Source organism: Klebsiella oxytoca (assembly GCF_009707385.1).
In the GTDB taxonomy this organism is placed as follows: Bacteria; Pseudomonadota; Gammaproteobacteria; order Enterobacterales; family Enterobacteriaceae; genus Klebsiella; species Klebsiella oxytoca_C.
On sequence record NZ_CP046115.1, the window covers coordinates 4,336,676 to 4,362,192 of the forward strand.

Below are 25,517 nucleotides of genomic sequence, written 5' to 3' on the forward strand. Positions count from 1 at the left end.
ACAGGTGTGCAGCACCGCCTCCGGGGAATTGTCTTGTAGCCCGGGTAAGGCGCCTGCGCCGCGACCCGGGAATTTACGTCGTCTGCCGCTCCGCCTTCGCCAGCATTTTCTTCAGCGCGTGGGACACGGCGACAAAACCAAAGGTCGCAGTCACCATCGTCGCGGCGCCAAAACCGGATGCGCAATCCATCCGCTTCGGACCTTCGGCGGTGCTTTTCATCGCACACACGCTGCCGTCCGCCTGCGGATAAACCAGCGCTTCTGTGGAAAATACACAATCCACGCCGAGCTTACCTTTGCTGTTTTTCACCACGCCGAACTGGTTCTTCAGACGCTCGCGCAGCTTTGCCGCCAGCGGATCCTGGATGGTTTTCGCCAGATCCGCGACCTGAATTTGCGTCGGGTCGATTTGCCCGCCCGCGCCGCCGGTGGTGACTAACGGCACCTTATGGCGACGACAGTAAGCGATTAACGCCGCTTTCGGGCGCACGCTGTCGATGGCATCGATCACATAGCTAAAGCCGACGCCAAGATACTCCGCGACGTTGTCCGGCGTGACAAAATCGTCCACCACCGTGACCCGGCACTCGGGGTTGATCAGGCGAATGCGATCCGCCATCACCTCGGCTTTCGCCAGCCCAACGTTACCGCCAAGGGCGTGGATCTGGCGATTGGTGTTGGTCACGCAGACGTCATCCATATCGATGAGGGTAATCGCGCCAATCCCGGTTCTCGCCAGCGCTTCCGCCGCCCATGAGCCTACGCCGCCGATGCCGACCACGCAAACGTGCGCGTCGGCAAAACGCTGCAGCGCCTTTTCACCGTATAAACGCGCCGTACCGCCAAAACGCTGGCGCCAGGCATCGCTGATTACAACAGACATAAAACCTCAGAATTAGTGGACATTCCCGGGTCGCGAGGCAAGAGCCTTACCCGGGCAACAAAATCAGCCGTCGCTCCGGGAAATATTCCCGGATTACGTCGTCAATGGCTTATCCAGGCGACCGTAGCCCCGGTAAGCGCAGCGCGACCGGGGAAAATGTGAGCACTAGCCGCTAAAGACGTTACCCGCGCCCGGGGCATTTTTCAGCACCCACACGCGGCCATAGTGGTTATACCAACCGGCGCGGTGCCCGGCCTCCGGACCAATGCCCTGATAAATATCAAAGTGCTGGCCTTTAATCGCGCCGCCAACGTCAAGAGCCACCATTAAGCGCAGCTCGTACTGACCGTTAAACTTGCCATTATTATCCAGCAGCGGCACCTCCGCCAGCAGCGTAGTGCCAGAAGGAATAATAGAACGATCGGATGCCACCGAAGCGCGGCCAATCAGCGGTACCGCGCTGGCGCCTTTCACCGGCGCGAACGACTGCGGCTTGAAGAAAACAAACGACGGGTTCTGCTCCAGCAGCTCGCGCACTTCCGCCTCGCTATGCTTTTCGCCCCATTCGCGGATCGCCTGCATCGACATATCTTCGCGCTTCACTTCGCCACGGTCGATCAGTACCTTACCGATGCTGTAATACGACCAGCCGTTTTTCCCGGCATAGCTAAAGAAATTCAGCGGCGAGCCGTCGCCAAAGTCAATGTAGCCGCTGCCCTGCACATCCATAATAAAGTTGTCCATCAGCGAGTTGCTGTAGGCCAGAATATAGTTGTCGCTCAGAGCGCCGGCATAGATGCTGGCGCGGGACGGCAGCTTGCCGCGCTTCGGCGGCATCCGGTAAATCGGATACTGGAACTCGCCCTGGCGAGTGTGGCGCGCCTGCACCACCGGCGTGTAGTAGCCGGTAAACTGGACGTTGCCGTAGTTATCCGTACCCTGCATCTGCCAGGCATCAATACCGAACTGGCTCAGCGTGCGGGTATCGCCGCCGGAACGCAGCCACTCCTGCACCGCGTTGTAGACGTTGCTCTGGCTGGTATAGAGGCGCGGAGAGGCGCTGCGGATCTGTCTTACCTGCTCGGAGAAATCGCCGGCGTTAATCGGTGAGCCGACCGCATCAGGCTGGTTAACCAGTGAAAGCGGCTGGGTGAATTTACCTTCATTATACTGCTGACCGCGATCGGTCGGTTTTGAGGAACAGGCGGCCAGCATTGCCAGCATCGCGCCTGTTACTGCGTATTTTGCCCAACGTCCTTTCATGGTATCTCTTCTTTATGCTGCTAAGCCCGGGTGCGTGATGAAGATAACAAACCCCCAGGGCTAATGAAATGCGCTTAGGCACCGTAAAGGTAGTTTTGCGCAAAAAACAGACTGGAAGTGCTTCTATATGCACCATTTTTTACAAAATTGACGATTTATGTCAAAAAGGGTTGCATCAAAATGTTAGCGGAGTATAGTGCGCATCCACGGACGCGGGGTGGAGCAGCCTGGTAGCTCGTCGGGCTCATAACCCGAAGGTCGTCAGTTCAAATCTGGCCCCCGCAACCAATTAAAATTTGATGAAGTACAAGCAGTACGGTGACGCGGGGTGGAGCAGCCTGGTAGCTCGTCGGGCTCATAACCCGAAGGTCGTCGGTTCAAATCCGGCCCCCGCAACCAATCAAAATTTAATACAATATAAGCAGTACGGTGACGCGGGGTGGAGCAGCCTGGTAGCTCGTCGGGCTCATAACCCGAAGGTCGTCGGTTCAAATCCGGCCCCCGCAACCAACATTTTAAACACCCTCAAGGGTGTTTTTTTGTTTCTGCGCTCCGCAAAATCTGACGCCTGATTCCGGGAACGGCTCGGCGCCGTTCCCTCCGCTTCTCAGCCCTTCGGCAACACAATATTGCTCGCCGCCAGCATTCCCATCTCGTGGTACATCGCGCAGGCCGCTTCAACGATCGGCATCGCCAGCGCCGCGCCGCTGCCTTCGCCCAGCCGCATCCCCATATTCAGATAGGGCTCCAGTTCGAGGTGCATCAGCGCCGTACGCGCGCCCTTCTCCGCCGAATAGTGCGATGGGATCAGATAGGGTTTCACCTGCGGCGCAATGCGGCACGCCGCCAGCGCCGCCGCGTAGGAGAGGAAACCGTCAAGCACCACCGGCAAGCCGCAGGAGGCCGCGCCCAGCATCACGCCCGCCATGCCCAATAAATCAAACCCGCCTACTTTCGCCAGCACGTCCAGGCCATCATGCGGATCGGGCCGGTTGACGGCGATAGCCCGGCGCACCACCTCGACTTTATTGCCCACTTTAGCCAACGGCAGATTGGCGCCAATCCCCACCACATCCTGGGCATCGCTGCCGGTCAGAACGCTGACAATCGCCGCCGCCGGGGTGGTATTCGCCATCCCCAGCTCCCCGACGCCAAACAGCGTGACGCCATCCTGCGCCAGCCCTCGGGTATAGCTAATCACCTCCAGCAGCAGTTCTTCAGCCTGACCGCGGCTCATTGCCGGGCCGACGGCAATGTTGCCGCAGCCGCGCGCCACGCGCATGTTGATAACGCCCGGAATAAGCTCAGCATCGATCCCCACATCAATCACGTGCATCTGCGCGCCCGCCTGTGCCGCCAGCACGCAAACGCCGGTTTTACCGAGGGTCATATTCGCCGCCTGAATCGCGGTCACCGCTTTCGGCGAGATGGCGACCCCTTCATCCCACACGCCGTGGTCGGCGCACATCACCAGCAGCGCCTTCTTTTTTACCTGCGGTATGCCTTCAAGACCGGGCATTCCCGCCAGCTGTACGGCAAGGTCTTCCAGGCGTCCAAGGCTTCCGGGTGGCTTCAGCAGACCATCAATATGAAGCCGGGCGCGCGCCATCGCGTTTTCATCAGGCGCGGGGATCGCGCCTAGTAGAGAGGTTAAGCTTTGCATAGAGGTTCTCGTTATGTTGGCTGGCTCACGGCGGAGCCAGCAGGAAGAATAACTCCCGGTACGGAGCGCCTGATTTATTTGATTTTCACGCCGATGCCCGACACCACCAGCCAGACGTCGTCCGCCGCCGCCGCAAGGCGCTGGTTGACGCGCCCGGCGATATCGCGGAAATGGCGGGCCAGACGATTTTCCGGCACAATTCCCATCCCCACCTCGTTGGTCACCAGCACCACCCGGGCCGGGCAGCGCTGACAGGCGGCGATCAGGAGGCTGATTTCGGCGTCAATCGCCTGCTCCATTGCCGCGTAATCCCATTCGTCCGGCGAACGGTCGCCCCCCAGCGCAAACAGCAGATTGGTCACCATGGTGGTGATGCATTCCAGCAAAATCGCCTCTTCGGGGTTGATATCCGGGGTTATCAGCTCATCAAGCTGCTGCCAGCGCTCGGCGGTGCGCCAGTGCGCGGGCCTGCCGTCGCGGTGGTGCTGGATCCTCGCCGCCATTTCGTCATCCAGGATCTGCGACGTAGCGATATATAAAACCTGCGGCGCTTGCGCGATCAGCGCTTCCGCATGGCGGCTTTTTCCGCTGCGCGCCCCGCCGGTGACTAAAGTCAGCATATGGGCTCCTGATGGTGGCGCATGATGGCGTAGATTTTTTCGATATCGATATGCTGGCGCATCGCGTCGGCCAGCAGATCGAACTGACGGGATTTGTACTGCGCGTACTCGAAATCGCTATCCAGCGCCGCCAGCCCCTTACGCTGGCGCAGGCCGTTCACCAGCGCGCGGGTAAACTCATCGCTATCAAACAGGCCGTGCAGATAGGTGCCAAACGCCAGGCCGTCATCGCTGACCGCGCCGTCCGCCACGCTCAGCCCATTTTTGTGGAGTTGCATCAGCGAACGGCAGCCGTCGCGCAGCTCGGTTTCGCCCATATGAATTTCGTAGCCGCGTACGGCCAGCCCCGCCGTTGCCGCCAGCCAGTCCGGCAGCGCTGTTGCCAGAGTTGCCGTGACCTGGGTGGTCGTCTTGCTGTGCGCAAAGTGGGTGACGGTATTAAGTAACCCCAGCCCCGGCTGCGTGCCAAGCCCCGACTCCACCTCATCGATAATGGTTTCGCCGAGCATCTGATAGCCGCCGCAGATCCCCAGCACCGGTACCCCCTGACGCCGGGCCTGCAGCACCGCGTGCGCCATGCCGCTTTCGCGCAGCCAGCGCAGGTCGCCGAGCGTATTTTTACTGCCCGGCAGGATCACCATATCCACGCCCGCCAGCTCCTGCGGCTGGCGAACATAGCGCACCCGAACATCCGGCTGCGCCGCCAGGGCGTTGAAATCGGTAAAATTAGAGATATGCGGCACCTGGACCACGGCGATATCAATATCGCGCCTGTCGGTGCGCAGGTATTTACCCTTTTGCAGCGCCACGCCGTCCTCATCTTCGAGATCGACGTCCAGCCACGGCATCACGCCGAGCACCGGAACGCCGGTGAGCGCTTCAATCTGTTCGATCCCGGAGTGCAGCAGCGTCACGTCGCCGCGAAATTTGTTAATAATCACGCCCTTGACCCGCGCGCGCTCGTGGTCATGCAGCAGCGCAAGTGTGCCGTAAATAGAGGCGAATACGCCGCCGCGATCGATATCCGCCACCAGCAGCACCGGGCACTGCGCCATCTCGGCCATGCCCATATTGACGATGTCGCGATCGCGCAGGTTAATCTCCGCCGGGCTGCCCGCCCCTTCCAGCACCAGCACATCATGTTCGGCGGCCAGGCTGTTATAGACCGCGAGGATCTGTTCGCGCAGACGCGGTTTGTACTCGTGGTAGCTCACCGCGTCCATATCGGTCGCCACCTTACCCATCAGCACCACCTGCGCTTTTCTATCGCTGGTTGGCTTGAGCAGTACCGGGTTCATGCGCACGTCCGGGGTAATTCCCGCCGCTTCGGCCTGAAAAATCTGCGCGCGCCCCATCTCTTTACCGTCCGGCGTAATACCGGAATTAAGCGCCATATTCTGCGATTTAAACGGCGCGGTGCGCTGCCCGTCCTGATAAAAAATGCGGCACAGCCCCGCCACCAGCACGCTTTTGCCGACGTCGGAAGCGGTGCCCTGTAACATAATTGCCAGCGTCATGACGCCTCCTTCATCGCGTTGCTTCGCATCCGCGTAAAAAATTCTTCTTCGGTTTTACACAACGGCAGCCCGAGCTGGGCATGCAGTTTTACCAGCCACGGCTGGGTGAGTCCGGCCTCGGTCATCAGTTCACTGCGGGAAAATACCTCACCGGGTTCGCCGTGCGCCAGCACTTCGCCGCGGCGCAAAACGTATACCGCATCGCTGATTTCATAAATCAAATCGATATCGTGGCTGGAGATCGCCACGTGGTTACCCCGATCGGCAATGCGCTTAATGATGTCGATCATCTGCGCACGTCCCGAAGGATCGAGACCCGCCGTAGGTTCGTCGAGCAGTAAATAACGCGCCTGCAGCACCAGCGCACCGGCTATCGCCACGCGCTTTTTCTGCCCGTGGCTCAGGCATTGAATCGGCTGGTGACGAAATCCCTGGGCATCGACGAGAGTCAGGGCATCGTCCACCCGGCGGGCAATTTCCTCTTCCGCTACGCCCAGGTTCCGCAGGCTAAAGGCGATATCGCTGTCGATATCGGTATAGAAAATCTGCTGGTCCGGATCCTGGAAAACGGTCGCCACCTGCTGGCGCAGCGCCAGCAGGCCGCTTTTGCTGTAGTCCAGCGGTTTACCTTGCCACAGCACTGCCCCGCTCTGCGGACGCAGCAGACCGCTCAGGTTCATAAACAACGTGGATTTTCCGCAGCCGTTCGCCCCCACCAGCCCGGTCACCGCGTGATGGGAAAAATCCAGCGTCAGCCCCTTCAGCACCGGCTCATCCTGATAGCGAAACCAGAGGTCGGTCGTGGCAAGCATACTTATCCTTAGAGGTGAAAATCACCCTGATACAGTTTGATATCCAGCGTAGTGCTCATCTGCTGGTAGCGGATCATCACCCGGGTAAACAGCAGTCCGACCAGCATCGCCAGCGAACGATAGCCCTTCGGCACGCTACGGTAGCCAAAACGTAATGTTTGCGCACGGTGAATCGCCAGTGCTTCATCTAAAAGAATAAAAATAAAGCGCCAGGTCAGCAGAATTTGCTCAGTCAGCAGCCGCGGCACCCGCCCGCGCTTAAGCAGCAAAATGAGCTGCGGGAACGGCAGATTCAGCACCAGCCAGAAGGTTGAGGCCAGCGCCGCCAGGCTGCGCCAGAAGGTCTGATTGGCGGTCGTCAGCCCCTCCGAGGTGATACCCAGCCAGACGCTGCCCAGCGGCAGACCCACCAGCAGATCGTGTGGATTGCGGCTGACGCTAAACAGAATGGTCAGCACGCCGATCAGCAGAAAGCCGAACGGCAGCGCCATCCAGCGGCACCAGCGCCACGGCGAGACCCGCAGCAGCCAGCAGGTTAAGGCGGCAATCAATGCCATTTCGATACCCTGCCCCAGCGGAGGCAGGGTAAAGGCCAGCACCATCAGCAGCAGCCAGAAACAGAACTTGCGCTCCGGTGCGACGTGAAACCAGCGGCTCTGATAGCTGAGTCGGTCAAACCCGGTCATCACGGCGCTGTCTGCCTTTGCTGTAGCCCAGAATATAGAAAATTACCGCCGCGCCGAGAGAGCCCTGGAGCGTAAACAGCAGGCTCTCAATTTCCCCGCTTGCCGGTTCGTACAGCGGCTGGAACCACGGCTCATAATGTGGTGCGACCACCTGAATCTGGCTCTCCGCCTCACCGTCCGAACCGCCGAATTCGCCGCCGTGATCGACAAAAAACGGCAGGATCACCAGCGCCACCACCATGGCTAACAATATCAGCGTCTTTTTCATGTTAATGCCCCTGTGCGGTAATCAGCTGACGTTTGGTCAACTGGTCATAGATCATGACGGTTAATAGTCCTTCAGCAATGGCGATCGGGATCTGCGTCAGGCAGAAGATCCCCATAAACTTGACGATCGAGCCGGTGGCTCCGGCGGTCGGATCCGGGAAGGCGACGCCAAGCTGTACCGAGGTCACAAAGTAGGTCACCAGATCCGCCAGCATCGCGCAGAGAAACACCCCGACGTCGCGGCGAATGCCCGCGCGGCAGGCCATTTTCCACACCATATAGCCGACCACCGGCCCGATCACCGCCATCGACATGCCGTTAGCGCCAAGCGTCGTCAGCCCGCCGTGCGCCAGCAGCAGCGCCTGGAACAGCAGCACGATAGCACCGAGGATCGCCACCACGCCCGGTCCGAACAAAATGACCGCCAGGCCGACGCCGGTCGGATGCGAACAGCTGCCGGTAACGGAGGGAATTTTCAGCGCCGAGAGGACAAAAATAAACGCCCCGCACAGCGCCAGCAGCACTTTCTGATTGTTATCTTCCTGCACGATGCGGCGCAGGCGCACCAGTCCGTACCACAGACAGGGTAAAAACAGTAGCCACCACACCAAAGCCCACATCGGCGGTAAAAAGCCCTCCATGATGTGCATCGCGAAAGCCTGTTCGGGAACCACTATCAGCAATAGCGCCGCAGCTAACCCGCTGAAAGACAGCTGTTTTAGCTGTTGTTCAAGTTTCATTCTGCATACTCCCACTGTTTATTGACCAGAATGGTCGAGAAATAGGGCAGCGGCTGGTCGTCGCTGACGTCATTGAGATGGCGCCAGCACTGCTCGCCCGGCAGCGTGGCTTCGGACATCATCAGCGCGGCATCCAGCAGACCGTTTTTCGCCAGCAGCGCTTTGATGCGGGAAAACCGCCCGTACACTTTCATCAGCACCAGACTTTCATGCTGGCGCAGCGCCCGTTCAATTTCGTCTTCCGGCGCGGTACAAGAAACGACCGCCAGAGATTGCTGCTCCATGGCCAGCGGCGTTTTTGCACGCGCGGCGATGGCGGCGAAAGAGGTGACGCCGGGAACAATCTCCAGCCACTGCGGGCTGCCGATACGCTGGAGTAAGAACACCCAGGTGCTGAACAGCATGGCGTCGCCGAGGGTAATAAAGCCGACCTGCTTGCCTGCTTCCACTTCCTGAACCAGCGCGGCGGCCACCTCGTCCCACACCGCCTCTTTTTCCGCGCTGTCGGCGCTCATCGGGAAATGGCAGCAGCGTACTTCGGTCCGTTCGCCGATATACTCGCGCACGATGGAGAGCGCGAGGCTGTCGCCGCCTTTACGCCCGGCGGGGGCGTAGAGAATGTCCAGCTTGCCCAGCACCCGCGCCGCGCGCACGGTGATCAGGTCGGCGGCGCCCGGCCCGGTGCTCAGGGCATACAGTTTACCGCTCATGCCGCCTCCTCCATCGCCTGGCTCAACACCTGCTGCAGGTGGGCGACGAACATCGCGCGCACCGCCGGGTTTTCTCCCAGCCCGTTCAGCCACGGCGTCGCCGTAATACCAGCGGCGTTGAACAGCGTTTTCCACGAGTCCTCTTCGTCCGAGGCCATATCGTTAATGGCGTGATCGCCGGCCACCAGCATCAGCGGCATCAGGTGCACGCCCTTCACTCCCTGCTGGCGCAGGCTATCGATAAGAATATCGACTTCCGGATAGCTCTCGACCGCGCCGACCCGCGCCGGGAAACGCTTCGCCGTCATCATATGGTCCAGACAGGCGTAGGCGGCGAAAGCGTGATGGCTGGCGCCGTGGCCCATAAAGACCACCGTTTCATCGGCGGCAAGCGGCGGCATCTGCTGGCGCAGCGCCTGCATCAGCTGGACATAGTCGTCGTGACTGCTGAGCAGCGGCGCGCCCAGCGTCAGGCGGGCGAACAGCGGGCGCATACTCTGCACTTCGCGAACGATTTTTTCGTATTCATCACCGTTAATGATGTGCAGCGACTGAATCGCCACGTCCTGGTAGCCCTGCTCGGCCAGCTTCTGCAACGCCTGCAGCGGCGTATCAATCTCGATACCGTCGCGCTGTTTGAGCTTGCGGATAATCATTCCGGAGGTAAAGGCGCGAAACGTGTCACGATCCGGGCAGCTGGCCGCCAGCTCACGCTCGCAGGCGACAATATTTTTTTCACAGGTGTCGGGATAGCTGGTGCCAAAACTGACCACCAGAAGCGCTTTTTTCATTTCTGACTCCTTAAGCAGCGGCCAGCCAGCGCGCTAAGCGCCGGGCAAAGGCAGCCTGACTTTCCAGTAACTCTTCACCCGTCACCAGCGGTGTCGGGCGCGTAATCACGATGCAGGGGATACCGGCATCCAGACAGGGTTGTACTTTTTCCTGAAAACCACCTTCCGCACCGGAAGCCTTGGTGATCACCACATCGGCCCGGCACTGGCGGTAAAAAGCGGCGTTAAACTCGGCGCTGAATGGCCCGCACAGGGCGAAGATTTCGCCGACGCCAAAACCAAGTTCAGCGCACTGCGCGATGACATCGGCTACCGGCAACACCCGGGCGAGCAGCGTTTTTTCACCCAGCCCCGCCCGCCAGCGCGCCAGATCTTTGCTTCCCGTAGTAAGCAGCACGCGCTGGCCGAAGCGCCGCGCCACCTCGCAGGCTTGTTCAATGCTCTGCACGGTATAGAGCAGAGGATGCGTCAGGTCGCTCAGCTGCTCAGGGCGCTGATAGCGGCTGAGCAGCACGCCGGCGGTTTCGCAGGCCCGGACGATATTGCGGCTCACCGCTTCGGCGTAGGGGTGCGAAGCGTCAATCACCCAGCGGGTCCGGTTAGCCTTCAGCCAGGCGATCATCTCCTCCAGCTCGAGACGCCCGCAGCGCACCTGGCCCTGAATACCGCCCGCCAGCTGCTGGCCGGTCGGCGTCGCCACCGACAGGGTGTATTTGACCTGCGCCGCGTCCAGCTGCTGGCACAGCGCCCGCGCGTCGCTGGTTCCGCCCATCACCAGCACTTCGCCGTGGCTCACAGCACGTAGCCTCGCGGGGTGATCATCAGTCCATCCTGGATATAGGTCGCTTTGTTGCCGACGATCACCAGGCTGGTCATATCGACCGGTGCAAAATCCATTTCCCCCAGGGTGGTCAGCCATTTCTCCTGCTTTTTACGTCCGGCGGATTTCACGACCCCCACCGGGGTCTGCGCGCTTTTACTGGCCGACAGCAGCTCAAAGGCGCGCGCCAGATGGCCCTCGCGGCCGCGGCTGCGCGGATTGTAAAAACAGATGACGAAGTCGGCTTCCCCGGCGGCGACAATGCGCTTTTCGATTACCGGCCACGGGGTCAGCAGGTCGCTGAGGCTGATATGGCAGAAGTCGTGCATCAGCGGCGCGCCCAGCAGCGAGGCGGCGGCAATGCTGGCGGTCATCCCCGGGATCAGGCGGACTTCCACATCCAGCTTCTGCTTGCTGACCAGTTCGAGCACCAGTCCGGCCATGCCGTAAATACCGGCATCGCCGCTGCTGATCAGCGCCACGTTATGCCCGGCCTGCGCCAGCTCAATCGCCGCCTGGCAGCGCTCAATCTCTTTGCACATCCCGGTTTTGATTACCTGCTTATCGCCGGTAAAGGCTTTCACCAGGTGCGTGTAGGTCTTATAGCCAACGACGATTTCCGCCGCCTGCAGCGCTTCAATGGCCTCCATGGTCATCATGGACTGCGAGCCAGGGCCGATTCCGATTACGCTTAACATTAGTGTGAAACTCCCAAAGTAATAGTGACGCCCTGTTCACGCAGGGTTTCGCCTAACAGTTGCCCATGGCTCAGCAGCCAGGCCGCCGGACCGGATACGCTCCCCACGCCGACGGTATTTCTGACGAACGCAGAAGCGGGAAAGTGATGCTCATGCTCGCGCAGCGCATCGGCGGTAAAAGTTTCAAACGGCACGCGGCAGCAGGAAGCCAGCTGAATCAGCCCCTGCTCGTGCTTCTTCAGCGTGACGCTGCCGATGGCTTTCAGCGCCAGCGGATCGAGACGCTGCGCCTCAAGCTGACGCGCCAGCAGCGCCGCTAATAGCGGGAATGGCGTATCGCGGCGGCAGCCAATCCCGGCGACCACCCGCTGCGGCACCAGCTTCCAGTGCGGCACGGCGATCGGCGGCAGTTCGTTGCGCAATGTGATGCAGACCAGCGCGTCCAGCTCGGGAAGCTGATGCAAATCGGTCACGGTAATAAACCCGCGCCGGTCGCAGCGGCTGACCTCTTCATCCAGCTCGTCGTCCCACCACAGACCGACGCGCTGATGGCTGACCAGCATCTGGTTGACGGTTTTCACCGCCGCGCGGAAGTCGGTCATCCGGGCATTCAGCTGGAACGCCAGCGTATCCAGCGCCGCCATCTCGTTGACGTCGGTGGCGGTAGTGATCACCGGGTCGGCGCCGAGCATCCCCGCCAGATAGCGGCTGAGGGCATTGGCTCCACCCGCGTGGCCGGAAAGCAGGCTAATGACGTGCTGGCCCTGCTCGTCAATCACCACCACCGCCGGGTCGCTGAATTTGTCATTCACCAGCGGCGCCAGCACGCGTACCGCAATCCCGGTCGCACCGATGAAAATCAGCGCCGAATAGCTGCAGAAGGCCTCGCGCGCGGCGCTGGCAAAGCCGTTTTCAAAGGGGAGAAATCCCTCCTCCAGCAGCTTCTCGCTGGTAAAGCAGGTTAACGGCAGCATCGCCGCCAGCCGTTTCGCCAGCCGAACGCCGCCGGGAGTCAGGCAGAAGAGCGCGATAGATTCAGGCTTTACGGTATTCATGGCTAAAGTCCGCCGCGTAGAGTTTTGAGTAGTGATACTCCGAGCCGAGGAAATTGCCGACCAGAATAAGCGCCGTTTTGCGGATCCCCGCATCGCGCACTTTGTCGCCGATATCCGCCAGGGTACCGCGCACGGTCTGACTTTCCGGCCAGGTCGCTTTATAGATCACCGCCACCGGCGTGGTTGCCGGATAGCCGCCTTCAATCAGGCGCTCCGCTACCCGGTGAATGCGCTGTACCGAGAGATATATCGCCATCGAGGTCTGGTGGCTGGCAAAGGATTCAAGCTGCTCGCGCTCCGGTACCGGCGTGCGCCCTTCGAGGCGGGTGATAATCAGGCTCTGGGAAACTTCAGGCACGGTGTACTCGACGCCCAGCTCCGCCGCCGCCCCCAGAAACGCGCTGACGCCCGGCACCACCTGCCAGTCGATGCCGCGTTTGCTCAGCTCTTCCCCCTGCTCGCGGACCGAGCCGTACAGCGAGACGTCTCCGGTCTGTAAGCGCACTACCGTTTTCCCGGCTTTCACCCCGGCTTCCATCAGGTCGAGAATTTGCTCCAGATGCAGTTCGGCGCTGTCGTGACACTCGGCGCCTGGCGGACAATACTCCAGAAGCTCGGTGTTAATCAGCGATCCGGCGTAGATCACCACCTGGGCCTGCTGTAACAAGCGGTAGCCCTTGAGGGTAATCAGCTCACGGTCGCCCGGCCCTGCGCCAACGAACCACACACTACGGGGATCAAATGTCTCAGCCATGGTTTTCTTCCTTCTGACAGGCGATAACAAAAACGGGATTATTCGGTTTGAAATAGTGGCCGCTGCCCAGCGCGGTCAGCGATGAGACGTTCAGCTGCAGGCAATCAATCTGCGCGATCCCCCGCTGTTGCAGGTAGTCGAGAGCCGCGTTCAGGTTTTCCTGCAGGATAAAAGTCATAACCAGACGCCCGCCGGGATAGAGCTGCCGCCACGACCAGTCAATCAGTTCGTCGAGGCGGCCGCCGCTGCCGCCCATAAAAATGGCGTCGGCCCGTTCGGCAATCACCATCGGCGCTTCACCCGGCAGGATCTCAATGTTGCCGCAGGCAAAATGCTGGCGATTTTCGTCCAGCAGCCGCAGGGCTGCGGGATTGCGTTCGATGGCGGTGACCTGCAGAGAGGGATACTGCAGCGCCGCCTCGATCGACACGCTGCCGGTACCGGCGCCGATATCAATCAGGTGGCTGGCCCGGTGCAGTTCCAGTTTGGCCAGCGCCAGCGCGCGAACCGCCTCTTTGGTCATCGGTACCTTCTCGCCGCGCAGAAAAAGCTCATCTTTCATCGAGGATCACCACCGCATTCATCTCATATTCGCCGTCGACCGCACTGACCGGTAGCCAATGGATCCGCTCGTTGTGCATCGCCAGATTTTCGCCAATCACCATCCAGCGATATCCTTTACCCCGCGCCGTCAGCTGGGCAGCGATTTCCCGCGGCCCGCAGCGCCCGTCGGTCACCATCGCCACCTTGCGCTGACGCGCCAGCTCATCAAAACAGACCTCCCGCCCGTGGCTGCTGGTCAGCCAGATATCGTTCATATCGATGCCAGCCTTTGCGCACAGATACTGCACCGCGCTGATGCCGGGGATAATGCGCACGCGATTGATGCCAAAGTGGGCAACCAGCCGCGTACCGATGCCGTAAAACAGCGGGTCGCCGGAGGCCAGCACCACCACCCTTTGCGCTTCACGTTCGCCGATCCACTCCAGCAGCTCGGCAATATTGGCGCCCAGCGCAAACTGCTCGCCGCGAAACCCGGGGAACTGCTGCAAATGCCGCTTGCCGCCCACCAGCGCATCCGCACTGGCGACCGCTTCCTGCGCCGCCGGCGTCATCAAATGCAGGCCTGACGGCCCCATGCCGACTACCGTTAACATGACATCTCCCGCGCAATCACGGCCACCGGGCGGTTGCTGCCGAGGACTTTGTTATCAAAGGAGAACATGATGGCGTCGCAGACGGGCGGCGTTTTGGTAAAGCGCAGCATCTGCGTCACCCGCAGGCAAATGCGTTCGGCAAGATGGTTATAGATATGCTGAAAACCGTACGCGTCGATGTGCTCCATTGCCGCTTCGGTGGTATCGCATTCGCTGACCAGCTGCAGAAGCGCCAGCGGCGCGCCGAGCAGCGCCAGATGCGCGACCAGCGTTTCCATGCGCGCATCGGCGATATGGCTGTGGGTGTGAAATATCCCGGCGGCGACTTTAATCAGCTTGCCGGGGTGGCCAATCAACACAATCTGACGGAACCCGAGGCGCACGGCCTCTTCAATCATGTAGCCGACGAAGTTGCTCATGGTGACCACTACCTGCGAGTCGATGCCCATCTGCTCGCGTACGAAGCGTTCTCCGTGGTTGCCCGGCACCAGCACCACTCGCTCCAGGCCCGCCGCGCGCTTAATTTCCAGCTCCAGCGACAGCGAGCGCTTCCAGCTCTCTTCCGACATCGGCGTCACGATACCGGTGGTGCCAATAATCGAAATGCCGCCCAGGATACCCAGCCGCGAGTTATAGGTCTTCTGCGCCCGCGCCTCGCCCTCCGGGGCAAAAATCTCTACCGTCGCCCCGCGCGACGGGCCAATCGCTTCGCGCACCGCCAACTCAATGGTGTGGCGCGGGGTGCGGTTAATCGCCGGGCTGCCGATGGGCAGGCCAATTCCTTTGCGGGTCACGGTGCCGACGCCCTCGCCGCCGCGCAGGGTAATCTCGCCGGAGTCATCGAGCGCCACGCGGGCGAAAATCAGCATCCCGTGGGTGGCGTCAACATCGTCGCCGCCGTCTTTGCGAATCGCGGCGATCGCCTGCTGCCCTTCAACGTGCGGCGACTCGACGTTAAGGCACAGAGTGACGCCGGAAGGAGTGATAATGGAGACCTGATGAATCAGATGCTGGCGCATCACCATCAGCGCCGCGACCTTAGCCGCCGCCGTCGCGCAGGATCCGGTGGTATAGCCTTTGCGCAGCGCCTTGCCGTTGTGCCACACCGGGGCGTCGAAGGATTGCTCGCTCATCTTTCCCCCTGTAAGTGGTACAGAATGGCGTTGACGATAGCGGCGGCGACGTTGCTGCCGCCTTTACGGCCCAGCGCGGCAATGCCCGGCAGGCCGCTCTGCGTCAGGGCTTCTTTCGACTCCGCCGCGCCGACGAAGCCGACCGGCACGCCAATCACGCCGTTGACCGCGACATCATGCTCCAGCAGTCGAAACAGCGCGGTGGGCGCATTGCCGAAAACAAACACCTTCTCGCCCTCTTCAGCGACCGCAATATCGACCGCCGCCATCGAGCGGGTCATACCCTGCGCTTTGGCCTCCGCCACCACCCGCGGATCGCTGATATAGCAGCGGCACTCGCCGCCGAATTTCGCCAGCAGGGTTTTATTGATCCCGGAAAGGGCCATGGTGGTGTCGGTATACAGGGTGCAGGGCTGGCTTAACGCAGCGCTTAAACGCGGAAGAACATCGGACGAAAACCACAGGATATCCAGCCAGTCAAAGTCGGCGGTAGTGTGGATCACCCGCTTGATAATGGCTTCGTGCAGCGGGCTGGCAAAGCGGTAGTCCGGGCGGGTCTGCGCAATAATGTCGCCAATAATGTCGAAGCTTTTCGCCTCAATCGCCTGCGGTTGCTGGATATAGTGCATTCATCTCTCCTCAGGCTGCGCCGACCAGCCAGTACCGGACCGCCATAAACAGCGCCAGCGCCAGGGTCGAAGACACCCACATCAATCGAATCGTTCGCGAAATATCGTCTACGGAAACGTCGCGCGTGGCGTCGCCGATCCACGGCTTCTCTACGCGCTGACCAAAGTAATCATTAGGGCCGCCGAGCCGGATACCGAGCGCCCCGGCGACGGCGGCTTCCGACCAGCCGCAGTTTGGGCTGCTGTGGTTGTAGCGATCGCGCCAGCCGATGCGCAACGCGCGGCCGCCCGCTTCACCACAGAGGAGAGCAGCGAGGCTAATAAGCAGCCAGCTCAGGCGGGCAGGAATAAAGTTGGCGACATCATCAAGGCGGGCGCTGACCATGCCGATGGCGCGGTATTTTTCGTGCTTATAGCCGACCATCGAGTCTAGGGTATTGACCGCTTTATAGGCCATCGCCAGCGGCGCGCCGCCGAGCAGCAGGAAGAAGAGCGGCGCGATAATCCCATCGACGGTGTTTTCCGCCACCGTCTCAACCACCGCACGGTTAATCTGCTGCAGTTCGAGCTGCGACGTGTCGCGCCCGACAATCCATGAGAGTTTACCGCGGCTTTCCGCCAGATCGCCCGCGCGCAGCGGACGCTCGACGTCCCGCGCCGACTGCGCCAGGCAGCGCCCGGCCAGTACGGTGAAAATCATCCAGACCTCAACCAGCCAGCCAAGCCACGGATGAATGATCTGCGCCAGCGTCAGCACGCCCCAGCAGACGCCCCACGTCAGTCCGACCACAACTATCCACATCACCCCGCCGCCGATGCGCAGGGCAACATCGCTGCGGCAATAGCGGCGCACGCCGCGCTGCACGGCGGCGATCAGGTTGCCAATCCAGCGCACCGGATGCGGCCAGCTTTGCGGATCGCCGATGATAAAATCGAGGAGCCAGGCTACGCCCCATGCCAGCAGCGTCATAGCGCGCTCCTTGCCGCAGCCAGCCAGTGGTTGAGCATGGTGGGGCGCTGGGCAAAGTGCAGGTGCAGATAGCTGGCGAACGCGTTGCCCATCTGCCAGCCGCCGGACCACTGCTGAAGGGTCATCCCGTCGCGCACTTTGCGGCAGGCCAGAACCGCCGGAGTCTCCGGGGTAAAATCCGAATAGTGAAACTCATGCCCGCGCAGGGTTTCGCCGGGCGCCGCCAGCAGCGTTTGCCGCATCGCTCGCGCCTCGCAGTAGCCAAAGCGGGTCAGCCGTTTGCCCATTTTGCTATGGCCGGGGATCAGGTTGGCCATCGGATAGATCTCACCGCTGGCGTCTTCAAGGGTGCTGCCGAGATACATCAGACCGCCGCATTCGGCGTAAATCGCCACGCCGCGCCGGTGCGCCTCCTGCAGCTGCGCCAGCATCGGCGTATTGGCCGCCAGCGCGGCGGCGTGAAGTTCCGGATAGCCGCCGCCGAGCCAAATCATCTGGCACGGTGGAAGCTCGCTATCGTGCAGCGGGCTGAAGCGCACGATCTTCACCCCGCAGCGTTCAAGCAGCATGAGGTTATCCGGATAGTAAAAATTGAAAGCTTCGTCGTCGGCCAGCGCCAGCGTCAGGCCTGTGCCAGCATCAGGTGACGGCAGCGCGGGCCACTGCCCGGCAGGTAAGGCGCTGAGCTGGCTGAGGGCAAGAAGCCGTTCAATATCCAGGGTTTGCGCCAGCGTGTGGGCAAAATCGCGCCACGGCTGCTGGTTAACCAGCGACTCGCGGGCGGTAACCAGCCCCAGATGCCGTTCGGGTAACGCCACTCCTTCCACGCGCGGCACGTAGCCGAGCACCGGCAGCCCGCAGTAGCGTTCAATGGCGCTTTGGAGTAGTTGATAGTGGGATTCGCTGTTGACGCGATTGACGATAACGCCGGCAATGTTGAGGCTGGGATCGAAGTGTTGGAATCCCATCACCGTGGCGGCGATGGAGGTGGAAACCGCTTTGCCATCTACCAGCAGAATAACCGGGCAGCCTAACTGTTTGGCCATCGCGGCGGTGCTGCAATAATTCGGGTCGGTGCCGTAGCCGTCATACAGCCCCATCACGCCTTCAATCACCGCAATGTCCGCCTGCTGCATCTGTTGGCAAAACAGCGCGTTGAGCACCGGTTCCGGGAGCATAAAGCTGTCGAGGTTGCGGGAAGCGACGCCGCTGACGGCTGTATGCCAGCCGGTATCTAGGTAATCCGGGCCGACTTTACAGGGCTGAACCCGCATGCCGCGCTGCTTTAACAGGCTGAGCAGACCGAGCGTAACGGTGGTTTTACCACAACCGCTGCCGGTACCTGCAAGAATAAACGCGTGCTGCCTGGCTGCCATACCCCGATCCTGTGCCGGGTGGTAGGGCTGCGTGCATTCCCAGTCTTTCGACTGTACGCATCTGAGCAACCCACTTCCCACCGAAGTTGTTGATTATTACCGACAGGCAGGTCTTCTGGCTTAGCGTCATCCTTCCCCATCCTTCCCAATCCGGTAAGCAGATCAGTGGCTAAATATGGGTTCGTCAGCATCACAGCAGCGGGGGCTGCGGGGGATTCACACCCCCTTCCCTGGCGCCTGTCGGTTTTCCCGAGCGGGATAAAACCCACTCGAATGATTCCCGGAACATCTTACGGAAGCAGGATGGCTCCCGTCGTGTTTAATTTTTAATTACCAAAGCCGTTTCATTACGCCGATGGCGCGCTGAAAGCCATTTCGGATATCACTCTATCCCATCAAATAAATAAAAACTGGTGCAGCTTATCGTTCTCTCATTATTATTTTGTTGCGCTATGACAATTTATTGCTCTGAATGAGATATTTTCATTTTATAATGAGCCAGATACGAGGACATATCAAAAATCGGCAATAACAAAATATTGCTATTTAAAATGATTCAGTTTGTGATCTGGCGTTAATTTGCTGGCGATAAGCCTGCGGAGTCACCTGATAGGCCTGGCGAAAAACTTTGCAAAAATAGCTGGTTTGCGAAAATCCTAAATTTCGCGCAATGCTGGCGATGCTCCAGTCGCTGTGGCAAAGCAGCTCTTTGGCGCTCACCATCCGCTGATGATTTACCCACGCATTAAAGCCGATACCCTGATATTTTTTGAACAGTTTACTGAAGTAGTAAGGGCTGAGATAAACGTGGGCGGCGACATCTTCCAGGCGCAACTCGTCGGATAAATGGGCGTCAATGTAGCGCAGCGCCTTCTTCATTTTGCTGTCGTGCGGGCTGGCAACCCGGCTGGCGCGCGCCGGTTCAGGCTGCTGGGGATTGTCTTTAATCACCACAAAGTTGAGCTGCTTTTTCAGGCAGTTTTCGACGATAAGTTTAAGTAAATCAGCGGAAGCGATCACCCTGGAGTAGTCCATCTCAGGCACGTCGCGGAACGCTTTAAGCAGCTCGGGATCGTCCTGCCAGCGGTCGTCCACGTTAAGGATATCGACCAGTTCAACATCGTTGCTCAGGCGCACCTGCCCGCAGAGAACGAAGCCGACCAGGTGCCCGGCAATCACCAGCGGGATGGAAAAATCGGTTAGCCCGGCATGACAGCGGTAGATACAGAGCTGATCGGTTTTTGAAGCCTCAAGACCGCCGCAGCGGTCGCTCATCCGGCAGCGGGTACTGTGCTGGGGATGCTGACGCATTAGCTGACAGAAAGGCGTGAAATTAAATAATTCAGATATTTCATCACCGTGAATATTGACGACCACAACCGCCAGACTAGTGGCCTGCGCAAAGTCCTGTGCGATTTTATTAATGAGTTCTGAGTTCAGTGTGCTCGCAGAAATCATGATAAAACCTCTCAGTTAATTTATTGTTATAAATAAAACATTTTTTTAATATTCACTGCCTTTATTCATCATTTACCGCTAACGATAAAAGAATAATACGATAGCAAAAGTCTCCCATCCGTGGGAGACGTTTTTGGCCAGTTCGTGATACCGGTTCATGAAAATTTTTAACTATTTCAGCGGATGCATTAATCCTCTAATTTACAGGTATTACACGGTAAGTTATTACCTATCAGATAACGATAGATAGCGGCGCCAAGGCAGGCGCCAATCAGTGGCGCAATAATCGGTACAATAAAATAGGGAATGTCCCTCCCGCCGGTCATCGCGATATCCCCCCAGCCCGCCATCCACGTAAACAGTTTAGGTCCAAAATCACGCGCCGGATTCATCGCAAAGCCAGTAAGCGGCCCGGTTGATGCGCCAATCACCGCCACCAGCAGGCCAATCAGCAGCGGGGCCAGCGGCCCTTTTGGCACGCCGTTGCCATCGTCGGTCAGCGCCATAATCATCCCCATCAACATGGAGGTAATAACCACTTCGACTAACGCTGCATGCCAGATACTCAGCGACGCCGCCGGGTAGGTACTGAAAATGCCCGCCAGCTGCAGACTTTCTACGCTGCCGCGTACGATATGGTGTGCGGCTTCATACCCGGTAAACATCGTGCTGTACAGAACATAGGCCAGCACCGCGCCGCTAAAAGCGCCAGCAACCTGCGCAACAATATAGGGGAACACTTTTCGCCCGGGAAAGCAGGCAAACAGCCATAAAGCGACGGTCACCGCTGGATTCAGATGCCCGCCGGATATTCCCGAAGTCAGATACACGGCCAGTGAAATCCCCAGCCCCCAGATGATGCAAATCTCCCACAGTCCGAGGTTTGCGCCCGCCACCGTCAACGCGCTCAGGCAACCGATGCCGAAAAACAAAAACAGCCCGGTGCCCAGAAACTCGGCAGTGCATTGCGCTTTTAACGAATCATTCATTGTGACACCTTCTTAGCAGAGTTCGTGTCCAGGCCAGCCAACATCCCGCTGGCAGTAGATTTACAACTCCCATCACTATATGAACTCCCTTCCGCAAATTGTTGGCAACCTGCTGACGGCATCTCCGGAAAATTCGGGCATCAATAACAAAATATTGTCATTTAATAAGCCGAAATGGCTTTACTCACGTGCGGATCTTGCAATTATCCGGCCCCTCTGGGATGCAAAAATATTGCTAAAACCAACTCATCGTTTTCCAACAAACATCACAAATTAGCTTTTCGCACATAGCAGATAAAATTAAATCCGTCATGATGAAATTTGTAAAAATGGAATATACAAAACAAGATAATCACATCCATTAAAATAAAAATAATCATTAAAATCAAAATATTAAATTAAAAAATGACAATTTTATATTATTGATAACCCACTATTTTTTTACCATCAAATCTAAGTCAGCCATTCTTTTTCCTCGCATCTTCTTATAGTCCCAACTATCGGAACACTCCATGCGAGGTCTTTATGCAACAAGAAGCACTAGGAATGGTAGAAACCAAAGGCTTAACCGCAGCCATAGAGGCCGCTGATGCAATGGTTAAGTCAGCCAATGTGATGTTAGTGGGCTATGAAAAGATTGGCTCCGGGCTGGTCACCGTCATCGTGCGCGGCGACGTTGGCGCGGTAAAAGCGGCCACCGATGCGGGTGCCGCCGCCGCACGTAACGTGGGTGAAGTGAAAGCCGTACACGTCATCCCACGCCCTCACACCGATGTAGAAAAAATCTTACCAAAGGGAATTAGCCAATGAGCAGCAATGAGCTGGTTGAACAGATCATGGCTCAGGTGATTGCCCGCGTGGCAACGCCGGAGCAGCAGGCCATCCCTACCGAAAACCATCCAATACGAGAGACGGCTATGGCAGAAAAAAGCTGCAGTTTAACGGAATTTGTCGGGACCGCCATTGGCGACACCCTGGGTCTGGTTATCGCCAACGTCGATACCGCTTTGCTGGACGCGATGAAGCTTGAAAAGCGCTATCGCTCCATCGGCATTCTCGGCGCCCGCACCGGCGCAGGGCCGCACATTATGGCGGCGGACGAAGCGGTGAAAGCCACCAACACCGAAGTTGTCAGCATTGAGCTCCCGCGCGACACCAAAGGCGGCGCGGGCCACGGTTCGCTGATTATTTTAGGCGGCAACGACGTTTCCGACGTGAAGCGCGGTATCGAAGTCGCGCTGAAAGAGCTCGACCGAACCTTCGGCGATGTGTACGGCAACGAAGCCGGACATATCGAGCTGCAGTACACCGCTCGCGCCAGCTACGCACTGGAAAAAGCGTTCGGCGCGCCGATTGGCCGCGCCTGCGGGATCATCGTCGGCGCTCCGGCCTCCGTTGGCGTACTGATGGCCGATACCGCCCTGAAATCAGCCAACGTTGAAGTCGTGGCGTATAGCTCTCCGGCGCACGGCACCAGCTTCAGTAACGAAGCCATTCTGGTGATTTCCGGCGATTCCGGCGCGGTCCGCCAGGCGGTGATCTCCGCGCGCGAAATCGGCAAAACCGTTCTTGCGACCCTCGGTTCTGAACCGAAAAACGATCGCCCGTCCTACATCTGATATCCACGAGGCTGATTCATGAGATCGAAAAGATTTGAAGCACTGGCGAAACGCCCTGTGAATCAGGACGGCTTCGTTAAGGAGTGGATCGAAGAAGGCTTTATCGCAATGGAAAGCCCGAACGACCCGAAACCATCGATTAAAATCGTTAACGGCGCGGTAACCGAACTGGACGGAAAACCGGTTAGCGAATTCGACCTGATCGACCACTTTATCGCCCGCTACGGCATCAACCTGAACCGCGCCGAAGAAGTGATGGCGATGGATTCGGTCAAGCTGGCCAACATGCTGTGCGATCCGAACGTCAAACGCAGCGAAATCGTCCCGCTGACCACCGCGATGACGCCAGCGAAAATCGTCGAAGTGGTTTCGCATATGAACGTGGTCGAGATGATGATGGCGATGCAGAAAATGCGCGCCCGCCGCACCCCGTCTCAGCAGGCGCACGTCACCAACGTCAAAGATAACCCGGTACAAATTGCCGCCGACGCCGCCGAAGGCGCATGGCGCGGATTTGACGAACAGGAAACCACCGTTGCGGTCGCGCGCTATGCGCCGTTCAACGCCATCGCCCTGCTGGTCGGCTCGCAGGTCGGCCGTCCAGGCGTACTGACCCAGTGCTCGCTGGAAGAAGCCACCGAACTGAAGCTCGGCATGCTGGGCCACACCTGTTACGCCGAAACCATTTCCGTTTACGGCACCGAACCGGTCTTCACCGACGGCGACGATACGCCGTGGTCGAAGGGCTTCCTCGCCTCGTCCTATGCCTCTCGCGGCCTGAAAATGCGCTTCACCTCCGGCTCCGGCTCGGAAGTACAGATGGGCTATGCCGAAGGCAAATCCATGCTTTATCTGGAAGCACGCTGTATCTACATCACCAAAGCCGCCGGCGTTCAGGGCCTGCAAAACGGCTCCGTAAGCTGCATCGGCGTGCCGTCTGCCGTGCCGTCAGGCATTCGCGCGGTGCTGGCGGAAAACCTGATCTGCTCGTCGCTGGATCTGGAGTGCGCCTCGAGTAACGACCAGACCTTCACCCACTCCGATATGCGTCGTACCGCGCGTCTGCTGATGCAGTTCCTGCCGGGTACCGACTTTATCTCCTCCGGTTATTCCGCGGTGCCGAACTACGACAACATGTTCGCCGGTTCCAACGAAGATGCCGAAGACTTTGACGACTACAACGTCATCCAGCGCGACCTGAAAGTGGACGGCGGTCTGCGTCCGGTTCGCGAAGAGGACGTTATCGCCATCCGTAATAAGGCTGCCCGCGCGCTGCAGGCCGTGTTTGCCGGAATGGGGCTGCCGCCGATTACCGATGAAGAAGTTGAAGCCGCGACCTACGCCCACGGCTCGAAAGATATGCCGGAGCGCAACATCGTCGAAGACATCAAGTTCGCCCAGGAAATCATCAATAAAAACCGCAACGGTCTGGAAGTCGTTAAAGCGCTGGCGCAGGGCGGATTTACCGACGTAGCCCAGGACATGCTCAATATCCAGAAAGCCAAGCTGACCGGGGACTATCTGCATACCTCCGCGATCATCGTCGGCGATGGACAGGTGCTGTCAGCGGTCAATGACGTTAACGACTATGCCGGTCCGGCAACGGGTTATCGCCTGCAGGGCGAACGCTGGGAAGAGATTAAAAACATCCCTGGCGCTCTTGATCCCAACGAGATTGATTAAGGGGTGAGAAATGGAAATTAATGAAAAATTGCTGCGCCAGATAATTGAAGAAGTGCTCAGCGAAATGAAAGGCAGCGATAAACCCGTCTCGTTTAATGCACCAGCGGCCCCCGCTGCGCCGCAGGCAGCCGCGCCTGCTGGCGACGGCTTCCTGACGGAAGTCGGCGAAGCGCGCCAGGGCACGCAGCAGGACGAAGTGATTATCGCCGTCGGCCCGGCATTCGGACTGGCGCAGACCGTCAATATCGTCGGCTTACCGCATAAGAGCATTTTGCGCGAAGTCATTGCCGGGATTGAAGAGGAAGGCATTAAAGCGCGCGTGATTCGCTGCTTTAAATCTTCCGACGTGGCCTTCGTCGCCGTTGAGGGTAATCGCCTGAGCGGCTCCGGCATCTCTATCGGTATCCAGTCAAAAGGCACCACCGTAATTCATCAGCAGGGCCTGCCGCCGCTCTCTAACCTGGAGCTGTTCCCCCAGGCGCCGCTGCTGACCCTGGAAACCTATCGTCAGATTGGTAAGAACGCCGCCCGCTATGCAAAACGCGAGTCGCCACAGCCGGTCCCGACCCTGAATGACCAGATGGCGCGCCCGAAGTATCAGGCCAAATCTGCCATTTTGCACATTAAAGAGACCAAGTACGTGGTGACGGGTAAAAACCCGCAGGAACTGCGCGTGGCGCTTTGATAAAGGATAACTCCATGAATACCGACGCAATTGAATCGATGGTTCGCGACGTATTGAGCCGCATGAACAGCCTGCAGGGTGAAGCGCCCACGGCGGCTCCGGCAGCGGACGGCACGCCCCGTAACGCAAAAGTCAGCGATTATCCGCTGGCGAACAAGCACCCGGAATGGGTGAAAACCGCCACCAATAAAACGCTGGATGAGTTCACGCTGGAGAACGTGCTGAGCAATAAAGTCACCGCCCAGGATATGCGTATTACTCCGGAAACCCTGCGCTTACAGGCTTCTATCGCCAAAGATGCGGGTCGCGACCGGCTGGCGATGAACTTCGAACGCGCCGCCGAACTAACCGCGGTACCGGACGACCGCATTCTTGAAATCTACAACGCCCTTCGCCCCTATCGCTCGACGAAAGAAGAGCTGATGGCTATCGCCGACGATCTCGAAAACCGCTATCAGGCGAAGATCTGCGCGGCTTTCGTGCGTGAAGCGGCAACACTATACGTCGAGCGTAAGAAACTTAAAGGCGACGATTAACTT

General features: G+C 58.9%; 28 protein-coding genes, 3 tRNA genes and 1 riboswitch. Of the genes, 8 read left to right on the top strand and 23 right to left on the bottom strand.

The window, feature by feature from the left end:
* Nucleotides 1-73: 73 nt before the first annotated feature.
* The gene (gene tcdA, locus GJ746_RS20185) at nucleotides 74-883 is read right to left on the bottom strand and encodes a tRNA cyclic N6-threonylcarbamoyladenosine(37) synthase TcdA (protein ID WP_154681787.1); all 810 of its coding nucleotides are present in this window, start codon (nucleotides 881-883) and stop codon (nucleotides 74-76) included.
* 165 nt (nucleotides 884-1,048) lie between these two features.
* A complete protein-coding gene (gene mltA, locus GJ746_RS20190) occupies nucleotides 1,049-2,146 on the bottom strand; it encodes a murein transglycosylase A (RefSeq protein ID WP_154681788.1) in 1,098 nt (365 codons plus the stop codon).
* 211 nt (nucleotides 2,147-2,357) lie between these two features.
* Here mltA and GJ746_RS20195 point away from each other — a divergent pair.
* The 3 genes from GJ746_RS20195 (at nucleotide 2,358) to GJ746_RS20205 (ending at nucleotide 2,656) form a co-directional block, all read left to right on the top strand.
* A tRNA-Met gene (locus tag GJ746_RS20195) sits at nucleotides 2,358-2,434 on the top strand.
* 34 nt (nucleotides 2,435-2,468) lie between these two features.
* Nucleotides 2,469-2,545: transfer RNA gene (locus GJ746_RS20200), tRNA-Met, on the top strand.
* Nucleotides 2,546-2,579: 34 nt separating this feature from the next.
* Nucleotides 2,580-2,656: transfer RNA gene (locus GJ746_RS20205), tRNA-Met, on the top strand.
* 97 nt (nucleotides 2,657-2,753) lie between these two features.
* Here the strand turns inward: GJ746_RS20205 and cobT are convergent.
* The 21 genes from cobT to pduF form a co-directional block, all read right to left on the bottom strand.
* Complete coding sequence (gene cobT, locus GJ746_RS20210) at nucleotides 2,754-3,809, bottom strand: nicotinate-nucleotide--dimethylbenzimidazole phosphoribosyltransferase (protein ID WP_154681789.1); 1,056 nt, start codon at nucleotides 3,807-3,809, stop codon at nucleotides 2,754-2,756.
* A gap of 74 nt (nucleotides 3,810-3,883) precedes the next feature.
* On the bottom strand, nucleotides 3,884-4,429 hold the full coding sequence (gene cobU / locus GJ746_RS20215; RefSeq protein WP_154681790.1) for a bifunctional adenosylcobinamide kinase/adenosylcobinamide-phosphate guanylyltransferase: 546 nt from the start codon (nucleotides 4,427-4,429) through the stop codon (nucleotides 3,884-3,886).
* Nucleotides 4,423-5,946, bottom strand: a complete 1,524-nt coding sequence (locus tag GJ746_RS20220; protein ID WP_154681791.1) for a cobyric acid synthase — start codon at nucleotides 5,944-5,946, stop codon at nucleotides 4,423-4,425. The genes cobU and GJ746_RS20220 overlap by 7 nt, the downstream gene beginning before the upstream one ends.
* A complete protein-coding gene (locus GJ746_RS20225) occupies nucleotides 5,943-6,758 on the bottom strand; it encodes an energy-coupling factor ABC transporter ATP-binding protein (RefSeq protein WP_154681792.1) in 816 nt (271 codons plus the stop codon). The genes GJ746_RS20220 and GJ746_RS20225 overlap by 4 nt, the downstream gene beginning before the upstream one ends.
* A gap of 8 nt (nucleotides 6,759-6,766) precedes the next feature.
* Nucleotides 6,767-7,444, bottom strand: coding sequence for an energy-coupling factor ABC transporter transmembrane protein (locus tag GJ746_RS20230; RefSeq protein WP_154681793.1), 678 nt, complete (start codon nucleotides 7,442-7,444; stop codon nucleotides 6,767-6,769).
* Entirely contained in the window at nucleotides 7,431-7,712 is a 282-nt protein-coding gene (locus GJ746_RS20235) for an energy-coupling factor ABC transporter substrate-binding protein (RefSeq protein WP_004133685.1), read from the bottom strand. Before GJ746_RS20235 ends, GJ746_RS20230 begins: the two co-directional genes overlap by 14 nt.
* Nucleotide 7,713: 1 nt before the next feature.
* Complete coding sequence (gene cbiM / locus GJ746_RS20240; protein WP_154681794.1) at nucleotides 7,714-8,451, bottom strand: cobalt ECF transporter S component CbiM; 738 nt, start codon at nucleotides 8,449-8,451, stop codon at nucleotides 7,714-7,716.
* The gene (locus tag GJ746_RS20245) at nucleotides 8,448-9,161 is read right to left on the bottom strand and encodes a cobalt-factor II C(20)-methyltransferase (RefSeq protein ID WP_154681795.1); all 714 of its coding nucleotides are present in this window, start codon (nucleotides 9,159-9,161) and stop codon (nucleotides 8,448-8,450) included. Before GJ746_RS20245 ends, cbiM begins: the two co-directional genes overlap by 4 nt.
* Complete coding sequence (gene cbiK, locus GJ746_RS20250; protein WP_154681796.1) at nucleotides 9,158-9,952, bottom strand: sirohydrochlorin cobaltochelatase; 795 nt, start codon at nucleotides 9,950-9,952, stop codon at nucleotides 9,158-9,160. The genes GJ746_RS20245 and cbiK overlap by 4 nt, the downstream gene beginning before the upstream one ends.
* Before the next feature lie 10 nt (nucleotides 9,953-9,962).
* Complete coding sequence (locus GJ746_RS20255) at nucleotides 9,963-10,748, bottom strand: cobalt-precorrin-6A reductase (RefSeq protein ID WP_154681797.1); 786 nt, start codon at nucleotides 10,746-10,748, stop codon at nucleotides 9,963-9,965.
* A complete protein-coding gene (locus tag GJ746_RS20260; RefSeq protein ID WP_004105101.1) occupies nucleotides 10,745-11,470 on the bottom strand; it encodes a precorrin-3B C(17)-methyltransferase in 726 nt (241 codons plus the stop codon). Before GJ746_RS20260 ends, GJ746_RS20255 begins: the two co-directional genes overlap by 4 nt.
* Complete coding sequence (gene cbiG, locus GJ746_RS20265) at nucleotides 11,470-12,525, bottom strand: cobalt-precorrin 5A hydrolase (RefSeq protein WP_154681798.1); 1,056 nt, start codon at nucleotides 12,523-12,525, stop codon at nucleotides 11,470-11,472. Before cbiG ends, GJ746_RS20260 begins: the two co-directional genes overlap by 1 nt.
* Nucleotides 12,506-13,279: a cobalt-precorrin-4 methyltransferase gene (locus GJ746_RS20270; protein WP_154681799.1), complete on the bottom strand. Its 774-nt coding sequence runs from the start codon at nucleotides 13,277-13,279 to the stop codon at nucleotides 12,506-12,508. Before GJ746_RS20270 ends, cbiG begins: the two co-directional genes overlap by 20 nt.
* Nucleotides 13,272-13,841, bottom strand: a complete 570-nt coding sequence (locus GJ746_RS20275) for a decarboxylating cobalt-precorrin-6B (C(15))-methyltransferase (protein ID WP_154681800.1) — start codon at nucleotides 13,839-13,841, stop codon at nucleotides 13,272-13,274. Before GJ746_RS20275 ends, GJ746_RS20270 begins: the two co-directional genes overlap by 8 nt.
* Nucleotides 13,831-14,436, bottom strand: a complete 606-nt coding sequence (locus tag GJ746_RS20280; RefSeq protein WP_154681801.1) for a cobalt-precorrin-7 (C(5))-methyltransferase — start codon at nucleotides 14,434-14,436, stop codon at nucleotides 13,831-13,833. Before GJ746_RS20280 ends, GJ746_RS20275 begins: the two co-directional genes overlap by 11 nt.
* On the bottom strand, nucleotides 14,430-15,569 hold the full coding sequence (gene cbiD / locus GJ746_RS20285) for a cobalt-precorrin-5B (C(1))-methyltransferase CbiD (RefSeq protein WP_154681802.1): 1,140 nt from the start codon (nucleotides 15,567-15,569) through the stop codon (nucleotides 14,430-14,432). Before cbiD ends, GJ746_RS20280 begins: the two co-directional genes overlap by 7 nt.
* Nucleotides 15,566-16,198 carry a cobalt-precorrin-8 methylmutase gene (locus tag GJ746_RS20290; RefSeq protein WP_154681803.1) on the bottom strand — a complete coding sequence of 211 codons (633 nt, stop codon included), beginning with the start codon at nucleotides 16,196-16,198 and terminating at the stop codon, nucleotides 15,566-15,568. The genes cbiD and GJ746_RS20290 overlap by 4 nt, the downstream gene beginning before the upstream one ends.
* Nucleotides 16,199-16,208: 10 nt before the next feature.
* Nucleotides 16,209-17,168 (bottom strand): adenosylcobinamide-phosphate synthase CbiB, encoded by a 960-nt coding sequence (cbiB, locus tag GJ746_RS20295; protein ID WP_154681804.1) that lies wholly within the window; start codon nucleotides 17,166-17,168, stop codon nucleotides 16,209-16,211.
* Entirely contained in the window at nucleotides 17,165-18,544 is a 1,380-nt protein-coding gene (locus GJ746_RS20300; RefSeq protein WP_154681805.1) for a cobyrinate a,c-diamide synthase, read from the bottom strand. Before GJ746_RS20300 ends, cbiB begins: the two co-directional genes overlap by 4 nt.
* A gap of 87 nt (nucleotides 18,545-18,631) precedes the next feature.
* Nucleotides 18,632-18,800: riboswitch (cobalamin riboswitch) on the bottom strand.
* Between the two features lie 290 nt (nucleotides 18,801-19,090).
* A complete protein-coding gene (pocR, locus tag GJ746_RS20305; RefSeq protein WP_154681806.1) occupies nucleotides 19,091-20,002 on the bottom strand; it encodes a transcriptional regulator PocR in 912 nt (303 codons plus the stop codon).
* Nucleotides 20,003-20,190: 188 nt separating this feature from the next.
* Nucleotides 20,191-20,991: a propanediol diffusion facilitator PduF gene (pduF, locus tag GJ746_RS20310; protein WP_154681807.1), complete on the bottom strand. Its 801-nt coding sequence runs from the start codon at nucleotides 20,989-20,991 to the stop codon at nucleotides 20,191-20,193.
* A gap of 525 nt (nucleotides 20,992-21,516) precedes the next feature.
* Here pduF and pduA point away from each other — a divergent pair.
* The 5 genes from pduA to pduE are packed head-to-tail and all read left to right on the top strand — an operon-like array spanning nucleotide 21,517 to nucleotide 25,514.
* Nucleotides 21,517-21,801, top strand: coding sequence for a propanediol utilization microcompartment protein PduA (gene pduA, locus GJ746_RS20315; RefSeq protein WP_001183618.1), 285 nt, complete (start codon nucleotides 21,517-21,519; stop codon nucleotides 21,799-21,801).
* Nucleotides 21,798-22,610 (top strand): propanediol utilization microcompartment protein PduB, encoded by an 813-nt coding sequence (gene pduB / locus GJ746_RS20320; RefSeq protein ID WP_004124503.1) that lies wholly within the window; start codon nucleotides 21,798-21,800, stop codon nucleotides 22,608-22,610. Before pduA ends, pduB begins: the two co-directional genes overlap by 4 nt.
* An 18-nt stretch (nucleotides 22,611-22,628) precedes the next feature.
* Complete coding sequence (gene pduC / locus GJ746_RS20325) at nucleotides 22,629-24,293, top strand: propanediol dehydratase large subunit PduC (RefSeq protein WP_001256896.1); 1,665 nt, start codon at nucleotides 22,629-22,631, stop codon at nucleotides 24,291-24,293.
* Nucleotides 24,294-24,303: 10 nt separating this feature from the next.
* Nucleotides 24,304-24,978 (top strand): propanediol dehydratase medium subunit PduD, encoded by a 675-nt coding sequence (gene pduD / locus GJ746_RS20330; protein WP_154681808.1) that lies wholly within the window; start codon nucleotides 24,304-24,306, stop codon nucleotides 24,976-24,978.
* Between the two features lie 14 nt (nucleotides 24,979-24,992).
* Nucleotides 24,993-25,514, top strand: coding sequence for a propanediol dehydratase small subunit PduE (gene pduE, locus GJ746_RS20335; RefSeq protein WP_154681809.1), 522 nt, complete (start codon nucleotides 24,993-24,995; stop codon nucleotides 25,512-25,514).
* Nucleotides 25,515-25,517 lie beyond the last annotated feature (3 nt).

Bases quoted from the DNA above. Each gene is read 5' to 3' on its own strand.
- GJ746_RS20235 (WP_004133685.1), bottom strand. From the start codon at position 7,712: ATGAAAAAGACGCTGATATTGTTAGCCATGGTGGTGGCGCTGGTGATC.
- cbiG (WP_154681798.1), bottom strand. From the start codon at position 12,525: ATGAATACCGTAAAGCCTGAATCTATCGCGCTCTTCTGCCTGACTCCC.
- pduF (WP_154681807.1), bottom strand. From the start codon at position 20,991: ATGAATGATTCGTTAAAAGCGCAATGCACTGCCGAGTTTCTGGGCACC.
- cobU (WP_154681790.1), bottom strand. From the start codon at position 4,429: ATGCTGACTTTAGTCACCGGCGGGGCGCGCAGCGGAAAAAGCCGCCAT.
- tcdA (WP_154681787.1), bottom strand. From the start codon at position 883: ATGTCTGTTGTAATCAGCGATGCCTGGCGCCAGCGTTTTGGCGGTACG.
- cobT (WP_154681789.1), bottom strand. From the start codon at position 3,809: ATGCAAAGCTTAACCTCTCTACTAGGCGCGATCCCCGCGCCTGATGAA.
- pduB (WP_004124503.1), top strand. From the start codon at position 21,798: ATGAGCAGCAATGAGCTGGTTGAACAGATCATGGCTCAGGTGATTGCC.
- GJ746_RS20260 (WP_004105101.1), bottom strand. From the start codon at position 11,470: ATGTTAAGCGTAATCGGAATCGGCCCTGGCTCGCAGTCCATGATGACC.
- pocR (WP_154681806.1), bottom strand. From the start codon at position 20,002: ATGATTTCTGCGAGCACACTGAACTCAGAACTCATTAATAAAATCGCA.
- GJ746_RS20290 (WP_154681803.1), bottom strand. From the start codon at position 16,198: ATGCACTATATCCAGCAACCGCAGGCGATTGAGGCGAAAAGCTTCGAC.
- pduC (WP_001256896.1), top strand. From the start codon at position 22,629: ATGAGATCGAAAAGATTTGAAGCACTGGCGAAACGCCCTGTGAATCAG.
- mltA (WP_154681788.1), bottom strand. From the start codon at position 2,146: ATGAAAGGACGTTGGGCAAAATACGCAGTAACAGGCGCGATGCTGGCA.
- cbiK (WP_154681796.1), bottom strand. From the start codon at position 9,952: ATGAAAAAAGCGCTTCTGGTGGTCAGTTTTGGCACCAGCTATCCCGAC.
- cbiB (WP_154681804.1), bottom strand. From the start codon at position 17,168: ATGACGCTGCTGGCATGGGGCGTAGCCTGGCTCCTCGATTTTATCATC.
- GJ746_RS20225 (WP_154681792.1), bottom strand. From the start codon at position 6,758: ATGCTTGCCACGACCGACCTCTGGTTTCGCTATCAGGATGAGCCGGTG.
- GJ746_RS20270 (WP_154681799.1), bottom strand. From the start codon at position 13,279: ATGGCTGAGACATTTGATCCCCGTAGTGTGTGGTTCGTTGGCGCAGGG.
- cbiM (WP_154681794.1), bottom strand. From the start codon at position 8,451: ATGAAACTTGAACAACAGCTAAAACAGCTGTCTTTCAGCGGGTTAGCT.
- pduE (WP_154681809.1), top strand. From the start codon at position 24,993: ATGAATACCGACGCAATTGAATCGATGGTTCGCGACGTATTGAGCCGC.
- GJ746_RS20220 (WP_154681791.1), bottom strand. From the start codon at position 5,946: ATGACGCTGGCAATTATGTTACAGGGCACCGCTTCCGACGTCGGCAAA.
- GJ746_RS20275 (WP_154681800.1), bottom strand. From the start codon at position 13,841: ATGAAAGATGAGCTTTTTCTGCGCGGCGAGAAGGTACCGATGACCAAA.
- GJ746_RS20300 (WP_154681805.1), bottom strand. From the start codon at position 18,544: ATGGCAGCCAGGCAGCACGCGTTTATTCTTGCAGGTACCGGCAGCGGT.
- cbiD (WP_154681802.1), bottom strand. From the start codon at position 15,569: ATGAGCGAGCAATCCTTCGACGCCCCGGTGTGGCACAACGGCAAGGCG.
- GJ746_RS20230 (WP_154681793.1), bottom strand. From the start codon at position 7,444: ATGACCGGGTTTGACCGACTCAGCTATCAGAGCCGCTGGTTTCACGTC.
- GJ746_RS20245 (WP_154681795.1), bottom strand. From the start codon at position 9,161: ATGAGCGGTAAACTGTATGCCCTGAGCACCGGGCCGGGCGCCGCCGAC.
- pduD (WP_154681808.1), top strand. From the start codon at position 24,304: ATGGAAATTAATGAAAAATTGCTGCGCCAGATAATTGAAGAAGTGCTC.
- GJ746_RS20280 (WP_154681801.1), bottom strand. From the start codon at position 14,436: ATGTTAACGGTAGTCGGCATGGGGCCGTCAGGCCTGCATTTGATGACG.
- pduA (WP_001183618.1), top strand. From the start codon at position 21,517: ATGCAACAAGAAGCACTAGGAATGGTAGAAACCAAAGGCTTAACCGCA.